Below are 13,711 nucleotides of genomic sequence, written 5' to 3' on the forward strand. Positions count from 1 at the left end.
CGGCGGGCGCGGTGATCGCAGGCGCCCTGCGCGGCAAGAAGAGCAGCGCCAGCCCGGTGACCAGCGCGGCCACTGCCGCCGCAGGAACGGTCGCGACCGAGATCGGCAAGGCCTTCGGTTTCCCGGGCCTCGGCCGCTTCGCGCGCAATCTGCTCGGCGGGTTGATGCGCTAGGCTTACGGCGCAACAGGGTTCACGCGAAGCCGCGAAGAAATTTGTTCTCCGGCGAAAGCCGGAGTCCAGGGCGGATGCAGCGCGACCTGACTCCTGGGCTCCGGCTTTCGCCGGAGAACGGGATTGGTCAAACGGGAATGGAGCGCGCCCTAGGGCGTTACCCCCCTTCCGTTTGTCCCGAGCGAAGTCGAGGGACGTCGGCGCCCAATCCCCCGGCTCAAACGCTCTGGATATAGTCCCTGAGCGCCGCCGCCTCGCTTTCGATCTTGTCGATGCGGTATTTGACCAGATCGCCGATCGACACGAACCCGATCAGCGTCGTGCCTTCCACCACCGGCAGATGGCGGATGCGCCGCCGCGTCATCAGCGACAGCGCGGACATGACCTGGGTATCGGGAGTCACCGTGATCGCCGGCGCGGTCATCGCGGTCTCGACCGGCTGGTCGAGCACCTCGGGTCCGCGCGCATGCAGCTTGTAGACCAGGTCGCGCTCGGAAAAGATGCCCACCACCTCGCCGTCGCGCACGATGGGCAGCGCGCCGATGCGCCGTTCCGCGAGCAGATTGGCGGCATCGCGCACCGTGGCCGTGCAGGTGCACTGGTGAACGGTTCCGTCGCGACCGGAAAGGATATGGGCAATCGTCATGGCATGCGCTCTCCCTAGGCAAGGCCCGGTCGCCTTGGAAGGCAGCGCTGCTGCATGAGCGCCGCCCGAGCGACTCAAGACCGGGGCATCGTCCCACGAATTGGCTGGAAAGGAAAGCGGCGCGCACCTACATGCCTGACATGCCGCGCCATTCCAATCTCGACGATCCCGATTATGCCCGTTTCGCCTGGCGCCGCTATTGGCGGGTGATGGGCTGGATGGGCGCTGTGACGACGCTCGCGATCGGGCTGATCCTGGGCATCCTGTTCCTGCTGCACGGGCTGGTATCGATCCATCTCTATATTGCCGCGGCGCTCGGCATCGGCTTTACCATGCTGCTCACGGCGGCGCTGATGGGGCTGGTCTTCCTCTCCAGCGGCACCGGCCATGACGAATCGATAGACGACGCGCTCGATCCCGACGCGCCTTGAGGGGGGCCTTTGATGTCTGAACCGACCGGATCGCTGAGCGCGGGGCGCGAGCCCGTGCTACGCGTGGTGCCCGCGCCTGCCGATATCAACGCGAACGGCCATATCTTCGGCGGCTGGGTGCTGGCGCAGATGGACATCGCCGGCGGCATCGTCGCGGGCCGCGAGGTGCAGGGACCGTGCGCCACCGTCGCGATCGAGACGATGCAGTTCCTCGCGCCGATCCTGCTGCGCGACATCATCTCGATCTATGGCGAGGTCGAGCGCGTCGGCCGCACCTCGATCGCGATCCGGCTAGACGTCATCGCGACGCGCGGGCGCGGCGCCGAGGAGGTGCGCGTGACCAGCGGGCTGTTCACCTTCGTGGCGCTGGACGAGAACCACCGCCCGAGGCCGATCGTCAGGGAAGCGCCGCTCGTCTGATCGTCATTCCCGCGAACGCGGGGATCCCCTTCTTCAGCAACGGGCGCGCAAAAGCGGGCCCCCCGCCTTCGCGGGGGTGACAGGCTAGGTGCGGGCCATATCCTCTAGCAGATTCCCCACCGTCTGCAGCAGCAGCGCAATGTCGCCGTCGCGCGAGAGGCGGTGGTCGCCGTCCTTGATCAGCAGCAGCTGGACGTCATCTGACCGAAGCTGCTTCGCGGTCTCCAGCGCATATTGCCACGGCACGTCGGGGTCGTTCTGCCCCTGGATCAGCCGCACGGGGCAATCGATCGCGATCTCGCCGATCAGCACGCGGTTGCCCTCGCCCGACTGCCAGAACTTGCGCGTGGTCACCATCGGCTCGGGACCGTATTCGCTCGCGCGTTCGAGCCGCCCTTCGGTGAGGATCGTCATCTTCTCCTCCTGGGAGAAACCCCACATCGTGAAATCGGGCGCGGCGGCGATGCCGACGATCCCCGCGACGCGCTGGCGCGGCGCGATGCCGAGGCGCTGCCCGCCTATTACGCGATGCTCGACCGGGTCGCCGATGTGCTGCGCGATCTGGCGCTGCGGCCGCCGCCCAATATCGGCAGCGGCATCGCCGGGCTGGTCGAGGCGCTGACCACCGGGCGGCTGCTCTCGCGGCTGTCTCGCGAGGTGCAGCGCGACATGCTCGAGCTGTTCACCAAATCGGCGCGCGAGTTCCTCAGCCAATGGTTCGAGAGCGCGCCTGTCCAGGCCGCGTTCGGCTTCGATGCGGTGGTCGGCAATTATGCCAGCCCCGACACGCCGGGATCGGCCTATGTGCTGCTCCACCATGTCTTCGGCGAGGTGAACGGCAACAAGGGCAGCTGGGGCCATGTCATCGGCGGGATGGGCAGCATCACCCGAATGATGGCCGAGGCCTGCGCCGAACAGGGGGTGGACATCCGCCTGAACGCGCCGGTCGAACAAGTGCTGGTCGAGGGCGGACGCGCGGTCGGGGTGCGTCTGGCGAGCGGCGAGGAGATGCGAGCCGCGCGGATCGTCGCCAATGTCGGGCCCAAGCTGCTCTACGGGCGGCTGGTGCCCGAAGCGGCGCTTCCGCAGGATTTCGTTCGGCGGATGCGCGGCTACGTCACCGGATCGGGCAGCTTCCGGATGAATGTCGCGCTCGACCGGTTGCCGGATTTCACCTGCCTGCCCGGAGACGGCGAGCATCTGCGTGCGGGGATCGTGATCGCGCCGAGCCTCGATTACATGGACCGCGCGTTCACCGACGCGAAGGCGCATGGCTGGTCGCGCGAACCCATCGTCGAGATGCTGATCCCGAGCCTGGTCGATGACAGCCTTGCACCCGCAGGCCATCATGTCGCCAGCCTGTTCTGCCAGCAGTTCGACCCATCGCTCACATGGACGCCCGAGCAGGAAGCCGCAGCAGCGGACACGATCATCGACACCGTCGAGGCACACGCGCCGGGTTTCCGGGCCTCGATCCTGGGCAAGCAGGTGCTCAGCCCCAGGGGGCTGGAGCGCAGGTTCGGGCTGATCGGCGGCGATATCTTCCACGGGCGGATGAGCCTCGACCAGCTCTGGGCGGCGCGGCCGGTGCTCGGCCATGCCGATTATCGCGGGCCGCTCAAGGGCTTGTACATGTGCGGGTCGGGCACGCATCCGGGCGGCGGCGTCACCGGCGCGCCCGGGCACAATGCCGCTCGCGCGATCCTGGCCGACCGGCGCTGGCGACGGACATGAAAAAACCCCCGCGAGACGGGCTCGCGGGGGCTTTTCTCTGTCCTTGGCGCGGAAGGATCAGGCCTTCTTGGCAGCGGCCTTCTTCGCCGGGGCCTTCTTGGCAGGCTTTTCGGCGGCTTCTGCGGTTTCGGCCGGAGCCTCTTCCTTCTTGGCGGCGGCCTTCTTGGCCGGAGCCTTTTTGGCGGGCTGGGCCTCTTCGGCTGCCTCAGCCGGAGCGGCTTCGGCTTCGGCGTCCTTCTTCACCGCAGCCTTTTTCGGCGCGGCCTTCTTGGCCTTGGGCTTTTCGTCGTGCGAATGGTCATGGCCGCAATCGGGACCATGGACATGGCCGTCCTCGTCCGCCTCGATCGCCGCTTCCAGCTCCTCGCGGGTGACCTTGCGGTCGGTGATCGTCGCCTTGTCGAACAGGAAGTCGACGACCTTGTCCTCATAGAGCGGCGCACGCAGCTGCGCGGCGGCCATCGGAGTCTGGCGGATATATTCGGCGAAGCGCTGGCGGTCTTCCTGGCGATACTGCTGCGCGGCCTGCGCGATCAGCATGTTCATTTCCTGCTGCGACACTTCGACGCCATTGGCCTGGCCGATCTCGGACAGCAGCAGGCCCAGGCGCACGCGGCGCACGGCGATCGAATGATATTCGTCGCGGTCCTTTTCCATCTCGGCGCGCGCGGCCTCGACATCCTCTTCCTGCGCGGCTTCCTGTTCGAGCTGCGCCCAGATCTGGTTGAACTCGGCTTCGACCATCGAGGGCGGAACCTCGAAATCATGATTGGCAGCGAGCTGGTCGAGCAGGCGGCGCTTCATGTGGGTGCGAGTCAGGCCGTTCAGTTCCTGCTCGAGCTGGCCCTTGATCAGGCCGGTCAGCTGCTCGAGGCTTTCGAGGCCGAGCGACTTGGCGAAATCGTCGTCGAGCTTGGTCTCGCCGGGCTTCTTCACCTCGCCGACGACGATGTCGAAGGTCGCGGCCTTGCCCGCCAGATCCTTGGCACCGTAATTTTCGGGGAAGGTCACGTTGATCACGGCTTCGTCATTGGCCTTCAGGCCGACGAGCTGGTCCTCGAAACCGGGGATGAGCTGGCCCGAACCGATGACCACGGCCATGCCTTCGCCCTTGCCGCCTTCGAACGGAACGCCATCGACCTTGCCTTCGAAATCGATGACGACCTGGTCGCCTTCCTTGGCCTTGTAGCTCTTGGGCGCAGTGTCATAGCTCTTCTGGCCGTCGGCGATGCGCTGCAGCGCCTCGGTCACGGCTTCCTCGGCGGGCTCGACCGTCAGGCGCTCGAGCGTGATCGAATCGATCGCCGGGGTGGGAACCTGGGGCAGCACTTCGAGCGAGACCTTGACCTCGGCATCCTTGCCGGCGGCATAGTCCTCGTTCAGGTCGACCGAGGGCTGGATGGCGGGGCGCAGATTGTTGTCGCGGATCGCCTTGTCGACGCTTTCCTGGATCGTGGCGTTGAGCGCGTCGGCGTGAATCGATTCGCCGTGCATCTTGCGAATCAGGTTGGCGGGCACCTTGCCGGGGCGGAAACCGGGCATGCGCACCTGCGGCGCGATCTTCTTCACCTCCGCATCGACCCGGGCATCCAGATCCTTGGCGGGGATGGTGATGGTATAGGCCCGCTTCAGGCCCTCGTTCAGCGTCTCGACAATCTGCATCGGCTTAAACTCTTGTCTTTCCATAATAAGAAAGGGCAATCCCGCCCTTTCCCGGCCATCCATGCGATGGTGCGGGCGAAGGGACTTGAACCCCCACATCTTGCGATACCAGAACCTAAATCTGGCGCGTCTACCAGTTTCGCCACGCCCGCGTCGCGGTAATCAAGCGTGCGCGTCTAAAGAAGGTTGCCGCAAAGGGCAAGGGGGCGCATCCTTGGCGATGCCGTGCCCGCAACCGCTGCATCGGCGACGCGTAAGTGCGGGTGAAAGGAGCCTGTTCATGGCCACACGTCCCGACGATCCCAAGATCCCCGCCCCCGACCGCACCGGGCCGCAAACCCCGCCCGGGCGGCGGGCCACCAAACCGCCGATGGAGGACCCGGTGCAGCAGCCGCCCGAGATCGACCCGGTCGGTCCCGATACCGTCGAGCCCGGCCGCGGGCCCGACGAGATGCCGACCAGCTGATCGGCCCGATCACCGACCCGAGGGGGCAGATGCCTCCTCGGGCAACACCACGAACGACCAGGCCTTGTCCTTGACCAGATATTTGGCCGCCAGCGCCTGCATCTTTTCCGGGCTCGTCACCGTGTAGTCGGGCAGGATCGTGCGCAAGGCGGAGATCCTTCGCGGATCGCGGGTCGCCCCCTGCAACTGGTTGAGCCAGAAATTGTTGCCGGTGCTCGCGCGCGAGACCAGCTGCCGCAAGGGTTCGGTCGCGCGGGCGAGTTCGTCGGGCTCGACCGGCCTGGCCGCCAGATCGGCGGCAATGGCGTTGGCGATCTCGAAGAACTTGCCCACATTTTCCGGCGCGAGCTGCCCGATCACGCCGATATAGCCGCCCTGGTCGAAGGCGATCGGCCAGTTATTGACCACCTGGGGCGCGTAGCTGGCTCCCGCCTGGGCGCGCAGCTGATCGAACAGCCGGCTGTTGAAGATCGCGGTCAGGATTTCGAGCTGGCGGCTTTCCTGCACGCCCTCGAGCCCGCCGCCGGTCGGCCAACCGATGAACGCCGCCGCCTGATCGGGCGCGCCTTCGTGCCGCACTACCACCGGATCGCCATTGGGCGCAGGGAAGCGCACCGTCGCGGGGCCGGCGATGACCGGCACCGGCTGGCGCGGCGGCAGTGCGCCGAAGGTCTTCTCGAGCGCGGCGATCGCTTCGGCCCGGTCGAAATCGCCGAACAGAAGCACCTCGATCGGCCCCTGTTGCAGCAGCGGCTCCCAGGTCGCGCGGAAGGCTTCGGGCGTCAGCTGTGCGGCTTCCTCGGGGCCCGGCACCTTCCAGCGCGGATCGCGGTTGCGGGTGAGATAGCTGAGATCGCGTTCGAGCACCGTCTGCGGCGACATGCCATAGCTGCGATAGGCGAGCTCGGTCCCCGCCTTGGCGCGGCGCACGGGGTTCGCATCCCAGCGCGGCGCGGCCAGCTTGGTCGCGAACAGCCTGAGCTGATCCTCCAGATCGGCGCGGCGGGTATCGGCGGAGAAGGCGAACGCGTCGTTCTCCACCTCGAAGCCGAAGCCGATGCGGCGACCGTTGGTCAGCCGGTCGAGGCCTTCCTGGCCGATCTCGCCGATGCCGCTGGCGACCAGCGCCGATTGGCCGGCCCAGACCAGCGAGGGCTTGTCCGCCGGGAAGGCCTGATAGCCGTTGCCGAAGCGGACCTTGACCATGATCTTCGAGACTTCGGCGTCATTGGGATAGAGGATCGCCTTTACCCCGTTCGACAGCTCGATCATCTGGATGTCGAGCAGCTTGAGATCGGTGGTCGAGACGACCGTGCCTGGCGCACCGAGCGTGGGCAGATCGTCGAACGTGACCTTGGCGGCGGCGAGCCGGGCGCTGGCATCGGCGCTGACGTCGCGGGTCAGCGCGGCGGTGAGCAGCGCCTCGCCATTGTCGACCGGCTTGGGCGAAACCAGGATCGCGCGCGTCGTGACGCCGGTAAACTGCCGCCGCGTCGATTCGAGCAGCCGCTCGGGCGTGTACATCTCCTTCATGCCGCGGAACACGTCGAGCGCGGTCTGCGGCGAGGCGATGGTCTCGCGGATATCGACCGCGCCGACGATATCGTCGGCCTGTTTCGCGCCGGCCTCGGTCGCGGCGCTCTCGACCCGCACCGCCAGCGCGGCGTCGAATTCGGCCATCTCGCGCGCGATTTCCTCGGGCGTCGGCGGGGTGGCGAGCGCATCGGCGAGCACGCCGCGCACGTCGGCGAGCGCCGCCTGCCAGTCGTCACCGATCGGCACGACCGAGATGAAGGTGCCATCGACCGAACGGCTGACATCCTCCTGGTTGACCTGCGCCTGAAGGAAGCTGCCGCCACCGCGCGCCCGGCCTTCGAGCCGGCGGTTGATCAGCTGGGTCGCGACCAGATCGATCAGCAGCTGCTGGTTATATTCGATCGTGTCGTTGACCGGCTTCCAAGGCCTGAGGATCGCCATGCTGATGAGATAGGGAAAGCCTGGCTCGGTGATGGTGCGCGCGACCGGCTGCTTGGGATCGGGATCGCCGAAACCGGGATAGGGAGCCTGCTTGCCCTTGACCTTCCAGTCGCCATAATAGGTCTGGATCAGCGTTTCGAGCGTCGCCGGATCGACATCGCCCGCGATCGAGATCACGGTGTTCTCGGGCCGGTACCAGCGCTGGTGAAAGGCGCGGACCGCGTCGGAAGTGGCGGCGTTGAGCGTCTCGATCTTGCCGATCGGCGAGCGCTCGGCCAGCTTCTGCCCGGCGAAGAACAATTGCCGCGTCGCATCGCCCACGCGCACCTGCGCGCCCGATCGCTCGCGCAATTCGGCCATCACCACCGGCACCTCGGCCTTGACCGCCTCGCTGGTCAGCCCCGGCTCGCGGATCATGCCCGACAGGATCTTCATGCTCTCGTCGAGCGCGGTCGGCGTCACGGCGGGGAGATCCAGCTTGTACACGGTATGCGTCGGCGTGGTTTCGGCATTGCTGTCGCTGCCGAAGGTCGCACCCTGGCGCTGCCAGATGCGGATCGCCTCGCCATCGGGCACATATTTGGAGCCACGGAAGGTCAGATGCTCGAGCAGGTGCGCATAGCCCTGCTCGGAATCGGTCTCCATCATCGATCCGGCATCGATGCGCACGCGGATCGCGACCTGGCCCGGCGGCACGCCGTTGCGCCGCACGGCATAGCGTACGCCATTGCTCAGCTCGCCGAAAGTCCAGCCCTTGTCGACCGGAACGTCGCTGCCCTTGTACAGCCAGGGGGTCTTTTCGCCCGGCTCCAGATTGGGCGGGCGCAGCGGCTTGCCATTGGCATCCTTGCCGCTGGCCACCGGTTCGCCCGGCAGGTTGGCGAGCAGCGGCGGGGAAATTACCAGCGAAAGCGCCGCCAGAGCAGCGGTCACGGGCGCACAGCGCATCAGGGGAAAGGTCATGCGCCGATGTATAGGCAGCGCCTTCCTGACTGGCCAGTGAATATGCGGAGCGCGACGGCGCAACCGGCATAGACAAATTGCGCCTTGCGCCGATGCCGATGCTGCACCAGATAAACCGCATGCTGATCGAGACCGAAACCACGCCCAACCCCGCCACGCTCAAGTTCCTGCCCGGTCGCACGGTCATGGAGATGGGCACCCGCGATTTCGCCTCGCCCGAAGAGGCCGAGGCCTCGCCGCTGGCCGAGGCGATCTTCAGCCTGGGCGATGTCACCGGCGTGTTCTTCGGGCACAATTTCATCTCGGTAACCTCGGGGCCGGGTGCCGACTGGTCGAGCCTCAAGGGCGACGTGCTCTCGGTGCTGCTCGACCATTTCTCCGCCGACATGCCGCTGTTCCGCGCAGCGAGCGCTGCGGGCATTGCGGTTCCGCCAGAGGATGCCGACTGGCCGAGCAATCCCGAGGACGCCGATATCGTCGCGCAGATCAAGGAACTGATCGAGACGCGCGTGCGCCCTGCCGTCGCCAATGACGGCGGCGATATCGTCTATCGCGGCTTCGACAAGGGCGTGGTCTATCTGCAGATGCAGGGCGCGTGTTCGGGCTGCCCCTCGTCGAGCGCGACGCTCAAGCACGGCATCGAATCGCTGCTCAAGCATTATGTGCCCGAGGTGACCGAAGTCCGCGCCGCCTGACGGTTTCTTCTTCCTCCCCAGACCCAGAAAGCTTTCCCCCATGTCCGCACCGCTCGACGATGCCGCGCTCGACCAGCTGTTCCGCACCGCGCGCACCTATAACGGCTATACCGACGAGCCGGTGACGACCGAACAGCTGCATGCGATCTGGGACCTGATGAAGATGGGTCCGACCTCGGCCAACATGCTGCCTTCGCGCCTGGTGTGGTGCGTGTCCGACGAGTCCAAGCAGAAGCTTGCCGCCTGCTGCATGGAAGCCAATGCCAAGAAGATCCTGGCCGCGCCGGTCAGCGTCGTGATCGGCATGGACCTCGAATTTCACGAGCAGCTGCCCGAGCTCTTTCCGCATACCGACGCGCGCAGCTGGTTCGTCGGCGACGACAAGGCCGAGTTCCGGCGCATCTCGGCGCTGCGCAACTCGTCGCTGCAGGGTGCCTATTTCATTCTGGCCGCGCGCGCGCTGGGGCTCGATACCGGGCCGATGTCGGGCTTCGACAATGCCGCGGTCGATCAGGCGTTCTTTGCCGATCAGCCGCATGTGAAGTCGAACTTCATCTCGACCCTGGGCCATGGCGACCCGTCGACGATTTTCGGTCGCAGCCCGCGTCCGGGTTTTGACCGGTTCAACACAATCAGCTAGCGCGCTTCGGGTATGCTGCCCGATCCCGATAGCCTGCTCGTCATCGACACCGCGACCGAAGCCTGTTCGGTGGCGCTGTTCGAGCACGGTTCGCTGATCGCCAGCGATCACGCGGTCATGGGCCGCGGTCATGCCGAACGGCTCGTCCCGATGATCGCCGCGCTGCCGGGGCGCGGACGGGCCGGCGCGATTCTGGTCAATTGCGGTCCCGGCAGCTTTACCGGCGTGCGCGTGGGCCTGGCGGCGGCGCGCGCGCTGGGCCTTGCCTGGGGCGTGCCGGTGAGCGGCTATTCGACGCATGCGCTGGTCGCCGCGATGGCGTTCGCTGCGCATCCCGATGCCCCGGCGGTCGACGCCGTGATGACCGGCGGCCATGGCGAATATTTCGTGCAGAGCTTTGCGAGAGACGGCGGCGCACCGGGCCCGCTCGCCTCGATGCAGCCCGAGGCCGCGCGCGCGGCCTGCCGCCACGATCTGGTGGCGGGCAGCATGGCCGAGGCCCTGGTCGCGGCGCGCGGCCATGGCACGGCGCTCGCTTTGCTGCCCGACGCTCGCCACGCGTTGCTGCTCGGCGCGACCGCCCGTACGCTCGCCGCCGATCCGGTCTACGGGCGTGGCGCAGATGCCCGGCCCATGGCCGCGCAGAATCCGGGCTGACCATGTCAGACGGCGATCGCTCGCAACCCCGCGCCACCCCGGACCTCCAGCTGATCGGCGGCCTGGCGGCGGAAGATGCGATCGGACCGGTCATGCACATCATGCAACAGGCGTTCGATCCGGTCTATGGCGAGGCCTGGAACCATAGCCAGACCCGGTCGATGCTGGCGATGCCGCTGACGCATGTGCTGCTGCTCGAGACCGTGGCGACGTCTGCCGACGCCCCTGGCGAGCCGGTGGGATTTGCCATGACCAGGCGCGTGGCCGACGAGGAAGAACTGCTGCTGATCGCGGTAGCACCGAAATGGCGTCAATTTGGCGCAGCCAGCATGCTGCTCAATCAAGTCATTGATAATGCTCGTAAAGCCGGTGTTTCCCGGATTCATCTCGAAATGCGGTCAAATAACCCCGCGGTGCATCTCTATTCAAAATTCGGGTTTCAAACCGTAGGTTTACGTAAAGATTACTACCGTGGGTCCGACAATCATCGCTTCGACGCTTTAACTCTGGCCATTCATCTGTAAAACATTGACCAGCATTTAGCTGCAGAAAATGTTAGTATTCGCTATCCGTTTTTTATGGTAGACTTTGGCAGTTGACGTGGATCAATTGCCCTTGCATACCGCGAGGGCCCTGCCACTCTGCGGGAATAGTGGTCGTAAGTTACAATAAGAAAAGGGAAGAAGGACGATGGCAGAAGCTGAACTGGATATGCGCGAGACTTTGATCTCGTTGACGGCGGATATTGTCGCCGCGCATGTAAGCAACAACAGTGTGTCGGTCTCGGATATTCCCGGCCTGATCGAGAACGTTCACCGCGCACTCAACAATCTGACGCCCGGTGAAGCGGCAGCCGAACCTGAACTGCCCGAACCGGCCGTTTCGGTCCGTGCGTCGGTAAAGCCGGACTATATCATCTGTCTGGAAGACGGCAAAAAGCTGAAAATGCTCAAGCGCCACCTGATGACACACTATAACATGACGCCGGAGGACTATCGCGCGCGCTGGAACCTGCCCGCCGATTATCCGATGGTCGCCCCCAATTATGCCGCGACCCGCCGCGAACTCGCCAAGAAGATCGGCCTGGGCCGCAAGCCCGGCAAGCGGCCGGCCAAGTAAACGCGGGCGCCCGTAATCGCCGACCCGTGGCCATTGGGCGCTGCGGGCGGTTGCAATTGCGGCATGGCACGATAAATTGCCTGGAAGGCGCCAGGGACGCATCCCGGCGCTGGCCAGCCTCCGTGCACTCACGTCCGGCGGATCGGCCTCAACCAGCAACGGCATTGCAAAAGGGGCAGCATGCGCCAGAAAATCGACCTGGAGGCCCTGTGCGCCGATCGTGGTCTCAGGATCACCGATCAGCGCCGCGTGATCGCGCGCGTCCTGTCCGAAGCCGATGATCATCCCGATGTCGAGCGGCTGCACGAGCGCGCCTCGGCGATCGATCCGCGCATCTCGATCGCGACCGTGTATCGCACCGTCCGGCTGTTCGAAGAGGCCGGCATTCTCGACCGCCACGATTTCGGCGATGGTCGCGCGCGCTACGAGGCTGCACCCGAGGCGCATCACGACCATCTGATCGATGTCGAGACCGGCAAGGTGGTCGAGTTCGTCGATCCCGAGCTGGAGGCGCTGCAGAAGCTGATCGCCGAGCGGCTAGGCTACCGGCTGGTCGACCATCGCATGGAATTGTACGGCGTCGCGCTCGACCGCAAGGATTGACCCCGCGCATGAGCGAGGCCGAAGCTGCGCCGGTCGCCCCCAAGCCCGCACCGCTCTATCCCGATACGCCCGACATGGCGCATCTGCACTGGCGCGATCCGGGACCGATCGGCCGCGTCCGGATGGCCTTGCGCGTGCTGCTGATCGTGGCGATGCTGATCGCGTGCGTGCCGCTCTATTATATCTGGCGGACGCTCAGGCTGTCCAATCCCTGGCCCAAGCTGTTCCTGCGCGGCGTGGGGCGCGCGTGCGGGGCCAGGGTGCGCGTGGTCGGCACGCCGCTCAAGCGCGATGTCTTCTATATTTCCAACCATTTGAGCTGGCTCGACATTCCGGTCATCGCCGGACGCAACGGCAGCGCCTTCGTCGCGCAGGACGGGATCAAGAGCTGGCCGGTGATCGGCTGGCTGTGCAAGCTCAACGACACCGTGTTCGTCTCGCGCACCAATCGGCTCGGCATTGCCGGGCAGATCAACGAACTGCGCGATGCGCTCGCCGAGACCTGGGCGATCACCATCTTTCCCGAAGGCACCACCACCGATGGCAGCAAGCTGCTGCCGTTCAAGTCGCCGCTGCTCCAGGTGCTCGATCCGCCGCCGCCGGGCGTGCTCGTCCAGCCGATGTATCTCGATTACGGGGCCAATGCGCATGACATCGCCTGGGTGGGCGAGGAAACCGCGCCCAACAATGCGCTGAGGCTGTTCACCCGGCGCGGCAGCTTCTGGGTGACGCTGCATTTCCTCGAACCGTTCAGCCCCGCCGATTTTCCCGGTCGCAAGGCGATCGCCGCCGAGGCGCGGACGCGGATCGAAGCGGCGCTTTGTGCTTCCTTGGGGCGCGATCCGGCTGTATAGCCGGTCCATTCATGACCCACAGCATCGATACATCGCCCCTGACCGCCCCCGAATCCGCCGGGGACGCGCCCCGCCGCTATTTCGTCACCTCGTTCGGCTGCCAGATGAACGTCTATGATGGCGAGCGCATGGGCGAGATGCTCGCCGCGCAGGGCATGACGCAGGCGCAAAGCCGCGACGAGGCCGATCTCGTCATCCTCAACACCTGCCATATCCGCGAAAAGGCGGTGGCGCGGGTCTATTCGGATATCGGCCGCTTGCGCCGCGAGGACGGACCGAAGCCGATGATCGCGGTCGCAGGCTGCGTCGCCCAGGCCGAGGGCGAGGAGATCGCCCGGCGCGCGCGCAGCGTCGATATCGTCGTCGGGCCCCAGGCCTATCACCGGCTGCCGCAGCTGATCGAGCAGGCGCGCCGGGGCGAGACCGCGATCGATACCGACATGCCCGCGGCGACCAAGTTCGGCGCGCTGCCCGGCCGCGCCCGCCAGCAGCGCCCTTCGGCGTTCCTGACGGTGCAGGAAGGCTGCGACAAGTTCTGCACCTATTGCGTGGTGCCCTATACCCGCGGCGCCGAGATCAGCCGCCCCTATGCCGATCTGGTGGGCGAGGCGCGCGCGCTGGTCGAGGCGGGGGTGAAGGAGATCACGCTGCTCGGCCAGAACGTCAATGCC

At 66.1% G+C, this 13,711-nt stretch carries 14 protein-coding genes, 1 tRNA gene and 2 pseudogenes; 12 read left to right on the forward strand and 5 right to left on the reverse strand.

The annotated features are described in order from the left end of the window. Positions 1 to 390 precede the first annotated feature (390 nt). Positions 391 to 819 carry a CBS domain-containing protein gene (locus DM995_RS13715; protein WP_116969785.1) on the reverse strand — a complete coding sequence of 143 codons (429 nt, stop codon included), beginning with the start codon at positions 817 to 819 and terminating at the stop codon, positions 391 to 393. Positions 820 to 959: 140 nt separating this feature from the next. On the opposite strand from DM995_RS13715, the gene DM995_RS13720 reads away from it, so the two are divergent. Together DM995_RS13720 and DM995_RS13725 are read left to right on the forward strand one after the other, a co-directional pair. After that, a complete protein-coding gene (locus tag DM995_RS13720) occupies positions 960 to 1,250 on the forward strand; it encodes a hypothetical protein (protein ID WP_116970473.1) in 291 nt (96 codons plus the stop codon). Positions 1,251 to 1,262: 12 nt separating this feature from the next. After that, positions 1,263 to 1,670, forward strand: coding sequence for an acyl-CoA thioesterase (locus DM995_RS13725; RefSeq protein WP_116969786.1), 408 nt, complete (start codon positions 1,263 to 1,265; stop codon positions 1,668 to 1,670). A gap of 84 nt (positions 1,671 to 1,754) precedes the next feature. On the opposite strand, the gene DM995_RS13730 is transcribed toward DM995_RS13725, so the two are convergent. Further along, positions 1,755 to 2,084 carry an alpha/beta hydrolase gene (locus tag DM995_RS13730; protein WP_198669459.1) on the reverse strand — a complete coding sequence of 110 codons (330 nt, stop codon included), beginning with the start codon at positions 2,082 to 2,084 and terminating at the stop codon, positions 1,755 to 1,757. A 75-nt stretch (positions 2,085 to 2,159) separates the two neighbouring features. On the opposite strand from DM995_RS13730, the pseudogene DM995_RS13735 reads away from it, so the two are divergent. Next, a pseudogene (locus DM995_RS13735) lies at positions 2,160 to 3,404 on the forward strand (phytoene desaturase family protein); the annotation flags it as partial. 57 nt (positions 3,405 to 3,461) lie between these two features. Here the strand turns inward: DM995_RS13735 and tig are convergent. Beyond that, positions 3,462 to 5,066, reverse strand: a complete 1,605-nt coding sequence (tig, locus tag DM995_RS13740; RefSeq protein ID WP_116969787.1) for a trigger factor — start codon at positions 5,064 to 5,066, stop codon at positions 3,462 to 3,464. Between the two features lie 67 nt (positions 5,067 to 5,133). Next, a tRNA-Leu gene (locus tag DM995_RS13745) sits at positions 5,134 to 5,218 on the reverse strand. A 128-nt stretch (positions 5,219 to 5,346) separates the two neighbouring features. Here DM995_RS13745 and DM995_RS13750 point away from each other — a divergent pair. Further along, the gene (locus DM995_RS13750; protein ID WP_116969788.1) at positions 5,347 to 5,532 is read left to right on the forward strand and encodes a hypothetical protein; all 186 of its coding nucleotides are present in this window, start codon (positions 5,347 to 5,349) and stop codon (positions 5,530 to 5,532) included. Positions 5,533 to 5,541: 9 nt separating this feature from the next. Here DM995_RS13750 and DM995_RS13755 read toward each other — a convergent pair whose 3' ends face one another. Further along, positions 5,542 to 8,472: a M16 family metallopeptidase gene (locus tag DM995_RS13755; RefSeq protein WP_116969789.1), complete on the reverse strand. Its 2,931-nt coding sequence runs from the start codon at positions 8,470 to 8,472 to the stop codon at positions 5,542 to 5,544. Positions 8,473 to 8,591: 119 nt separating this feature from the next. Here DM995_RS13755 and DM995_RS13760 point away from each other — a divergent pair, with 119 nt between their 5' ends. The 8 genes and pseudogenes from DM995_RS13760 to DM995_RS13795 all read left to right on the forward strand — a co-directional run. Further along, on the forward strand, positions 8,592 to 9,167 hold the full coding sequence (locus DM995_RS13760) for a NifU family protein (protein ID WP_031318111.1): 576 nt from the start codon (positions 8,592 to 8,594) through the stop codon (positions 9,165 to 9,167). Positions 9,168 to 9,207: 40 nt separating this feature from the next. Next, positions 9,208 to 9,807 (forward strand): malonic semialdehyde reductase, encoded by a 600-nt coding sequence (locus tag DM995_RS13765; protein ID WP_116969790.1) that lies wholly within the window; start codon positions 9,208 to 9,210, stop codon positions 9,805 to 9,807. A 12-nt stretch (positions 9,808 to 9,819) separates the two neighbouring features. Further along, on the forward strand, positions 9,820 to 10,464 hold the full coding sequence (gene tsaB, locus DM995_RS13770) for a tRNA (adenosine(37)-N6)-threonylcarbamoyltransferase complex dimerization subunit type 1 TsaB (RefSeq protein ID WP_116969791.1): 645 nt from the start codon (positions 9,820 to 9,822) through the stop codon (positions 10,462 to 10,464). Positions 10,465 to 10,466: 2 nt separating this feature from the next. After that, on the forward strand, positions 10,467 to 10,988 hold the full coding sequence (locus DM995_RS13775) for a GNAT family N-acetyltransferase (protein WP_232824393.1): 522 nt from the start codon (positions 10,467 to 10,469) through the stop codon (positions 10,986 to 10,988). Between the two features lie 166 nt (positions 10,989 to 11,154). Beyond that, entirely contained in the window at positions 11,155 to 11,583 is a 429-nt protein-coding gene (locus DM995_RS13780) for a Ros/MucR family transcriptional regulator (RefSeq protein WP_031318109.1), read from the forward strand. A 180-nt stretch (positions 11,584 to 11,763) separates the two neighbouring features. Continuing rightward, complete coding sequence (locus DM995_RS13785) at positions 11,764 to 12,186, forward strand: Fur family transcriptional regulator (RefSeq protein WP_023838087.1); 423 nt, start codon at positions 11,764 to 11,766, stop codon at positions 12,184 to 12,186. Between the two features lie 8 nt (positions 12,187 to 12,194). Further along, positions 12,195 to 13,040 carry a lysophospholipid acyltransferase family protein gene (locus tag DM995_RS13790; protein WP_116969792.1) on the forward strand — a complete coding sequence of 282 codons (846 nt, stop codon included), beginning with the start codon at positions 12,195 to 12,197 and terminating at the stop codon, positions 13,038 to 13,040. An 11-nt stretch (positions 13,041 to 13,051) separates the two neighbouring features. Further along, positions 13,052 to 13,711, forward strand: a pseudogene (locus DM995_RS13795) (radical SAM protein); the annotation flags it as partial.

Origin of the sequence: Blastomonas sp. UPD001 (genome assembly GCF_003426715.1) — a bacterium.
Lineage (GTDB): Bacteria > Pseudomonadota > Alphaproteobacteria > Sphingomonadales > Sphingomonadaceae > Blastomonas.

Bases quoted from the DNA above. Each gene is read 5' to 3' on its own strand.
- DM995_RS13715 (WP_116969785.1), bottom strand. From the start codon at position 819: ATGACGATTGCCCATATCCTTTCCGGTCGCGACGGAACCGTTCACCAG.
- DM995_RS13720 (WP_116970473.1), top strand. From the start codon at position 960: ATGCCGCGCCATTCCAATCTCGACGATCCCGATTATGCCCGTTTCGCC.
- DM995_RS13725 (WP_116969786.1), top strand. From the start codon at position 1,263: ATGTCTGAACCGACCGGATCGCTGAGCGCGGGGCGCGAGCCCGTGCTA.
- DM995_RS13730 (WP_198669459.1), bottom strand. From the start codon at position 2,084: ATGACGATCCTCACCGAAGGGCGGCTCGAACGCGCGAGCGAATACGGT.
- tig (WP_116969787.1), bottom strand. From the start codon at position 5,066: ATGCAGATTGTCGAGACGCTGAACGAGGGCCTGAAGCGGGCCTATACC.
- DM995_RS13750 (WP_116969788.1), top strand. From the start codon at position 5,347: ATGGCCACACGTCCCGACGATCCCAAGATCCCCGCCCCCGACCGCACC.
- DM995_RS13755 (WP_116969789.1), bottom strand. From the start codon at position 8,472: ATGACCTTTCCCCTGATGCGCTGTGCGCCCGTGACCGCTGCTCTGGCG.
- DM995_RS13760 (WP_031318111.1), top strand. From the start codon at position 8,592: ATGCTGATCGAGACCGAAACCACGCCCAACCCCGCCACGCTCAAGTTC.
- DM995_RS13765 (WP_116969790.1), top strand. From the start codon at position 9,208: ATGTCCGCACCGCTCGACGATGCCGCGCTCGACCAGCTGTTCCGCACC.
- tsaB (WP_116969791.1), top strand. From the start codon at position 9,820: ATGCTGCCCGATCCCGATAGCCTGCTCGTCATCGACACCGCGACCGAA.
- DM995_RS13775 (WP_232824393.1), top strand. From the start codon at position 10,467: ATGTCAGACGGCGATCGCTCGCAACCCCGCGCCACCCCGGACCTCCAG.
- DM995_RS13780 (WP_031318109.1), top strand. From the start codon at position 11,155: ATGGCAGAAGCTGAACTGGATATGCGCGAGACTTTGATCTCGTTGACG.
- DM995_RS13785 (WP_023838087.1), top strand. From the start codon at position 11,764: ATGCGCCAGAAAATCGACCTGGAGGCCCTGTGCGCCGATCGTGGTCTC.
- DM995_RS13790 (WP_116969792.1), top strand. From the start codon at position 12,195: ATGAGCGAGGCCGAAGCTGCGCCGGTCGCCCCCAAGCCCGCACCGCTC.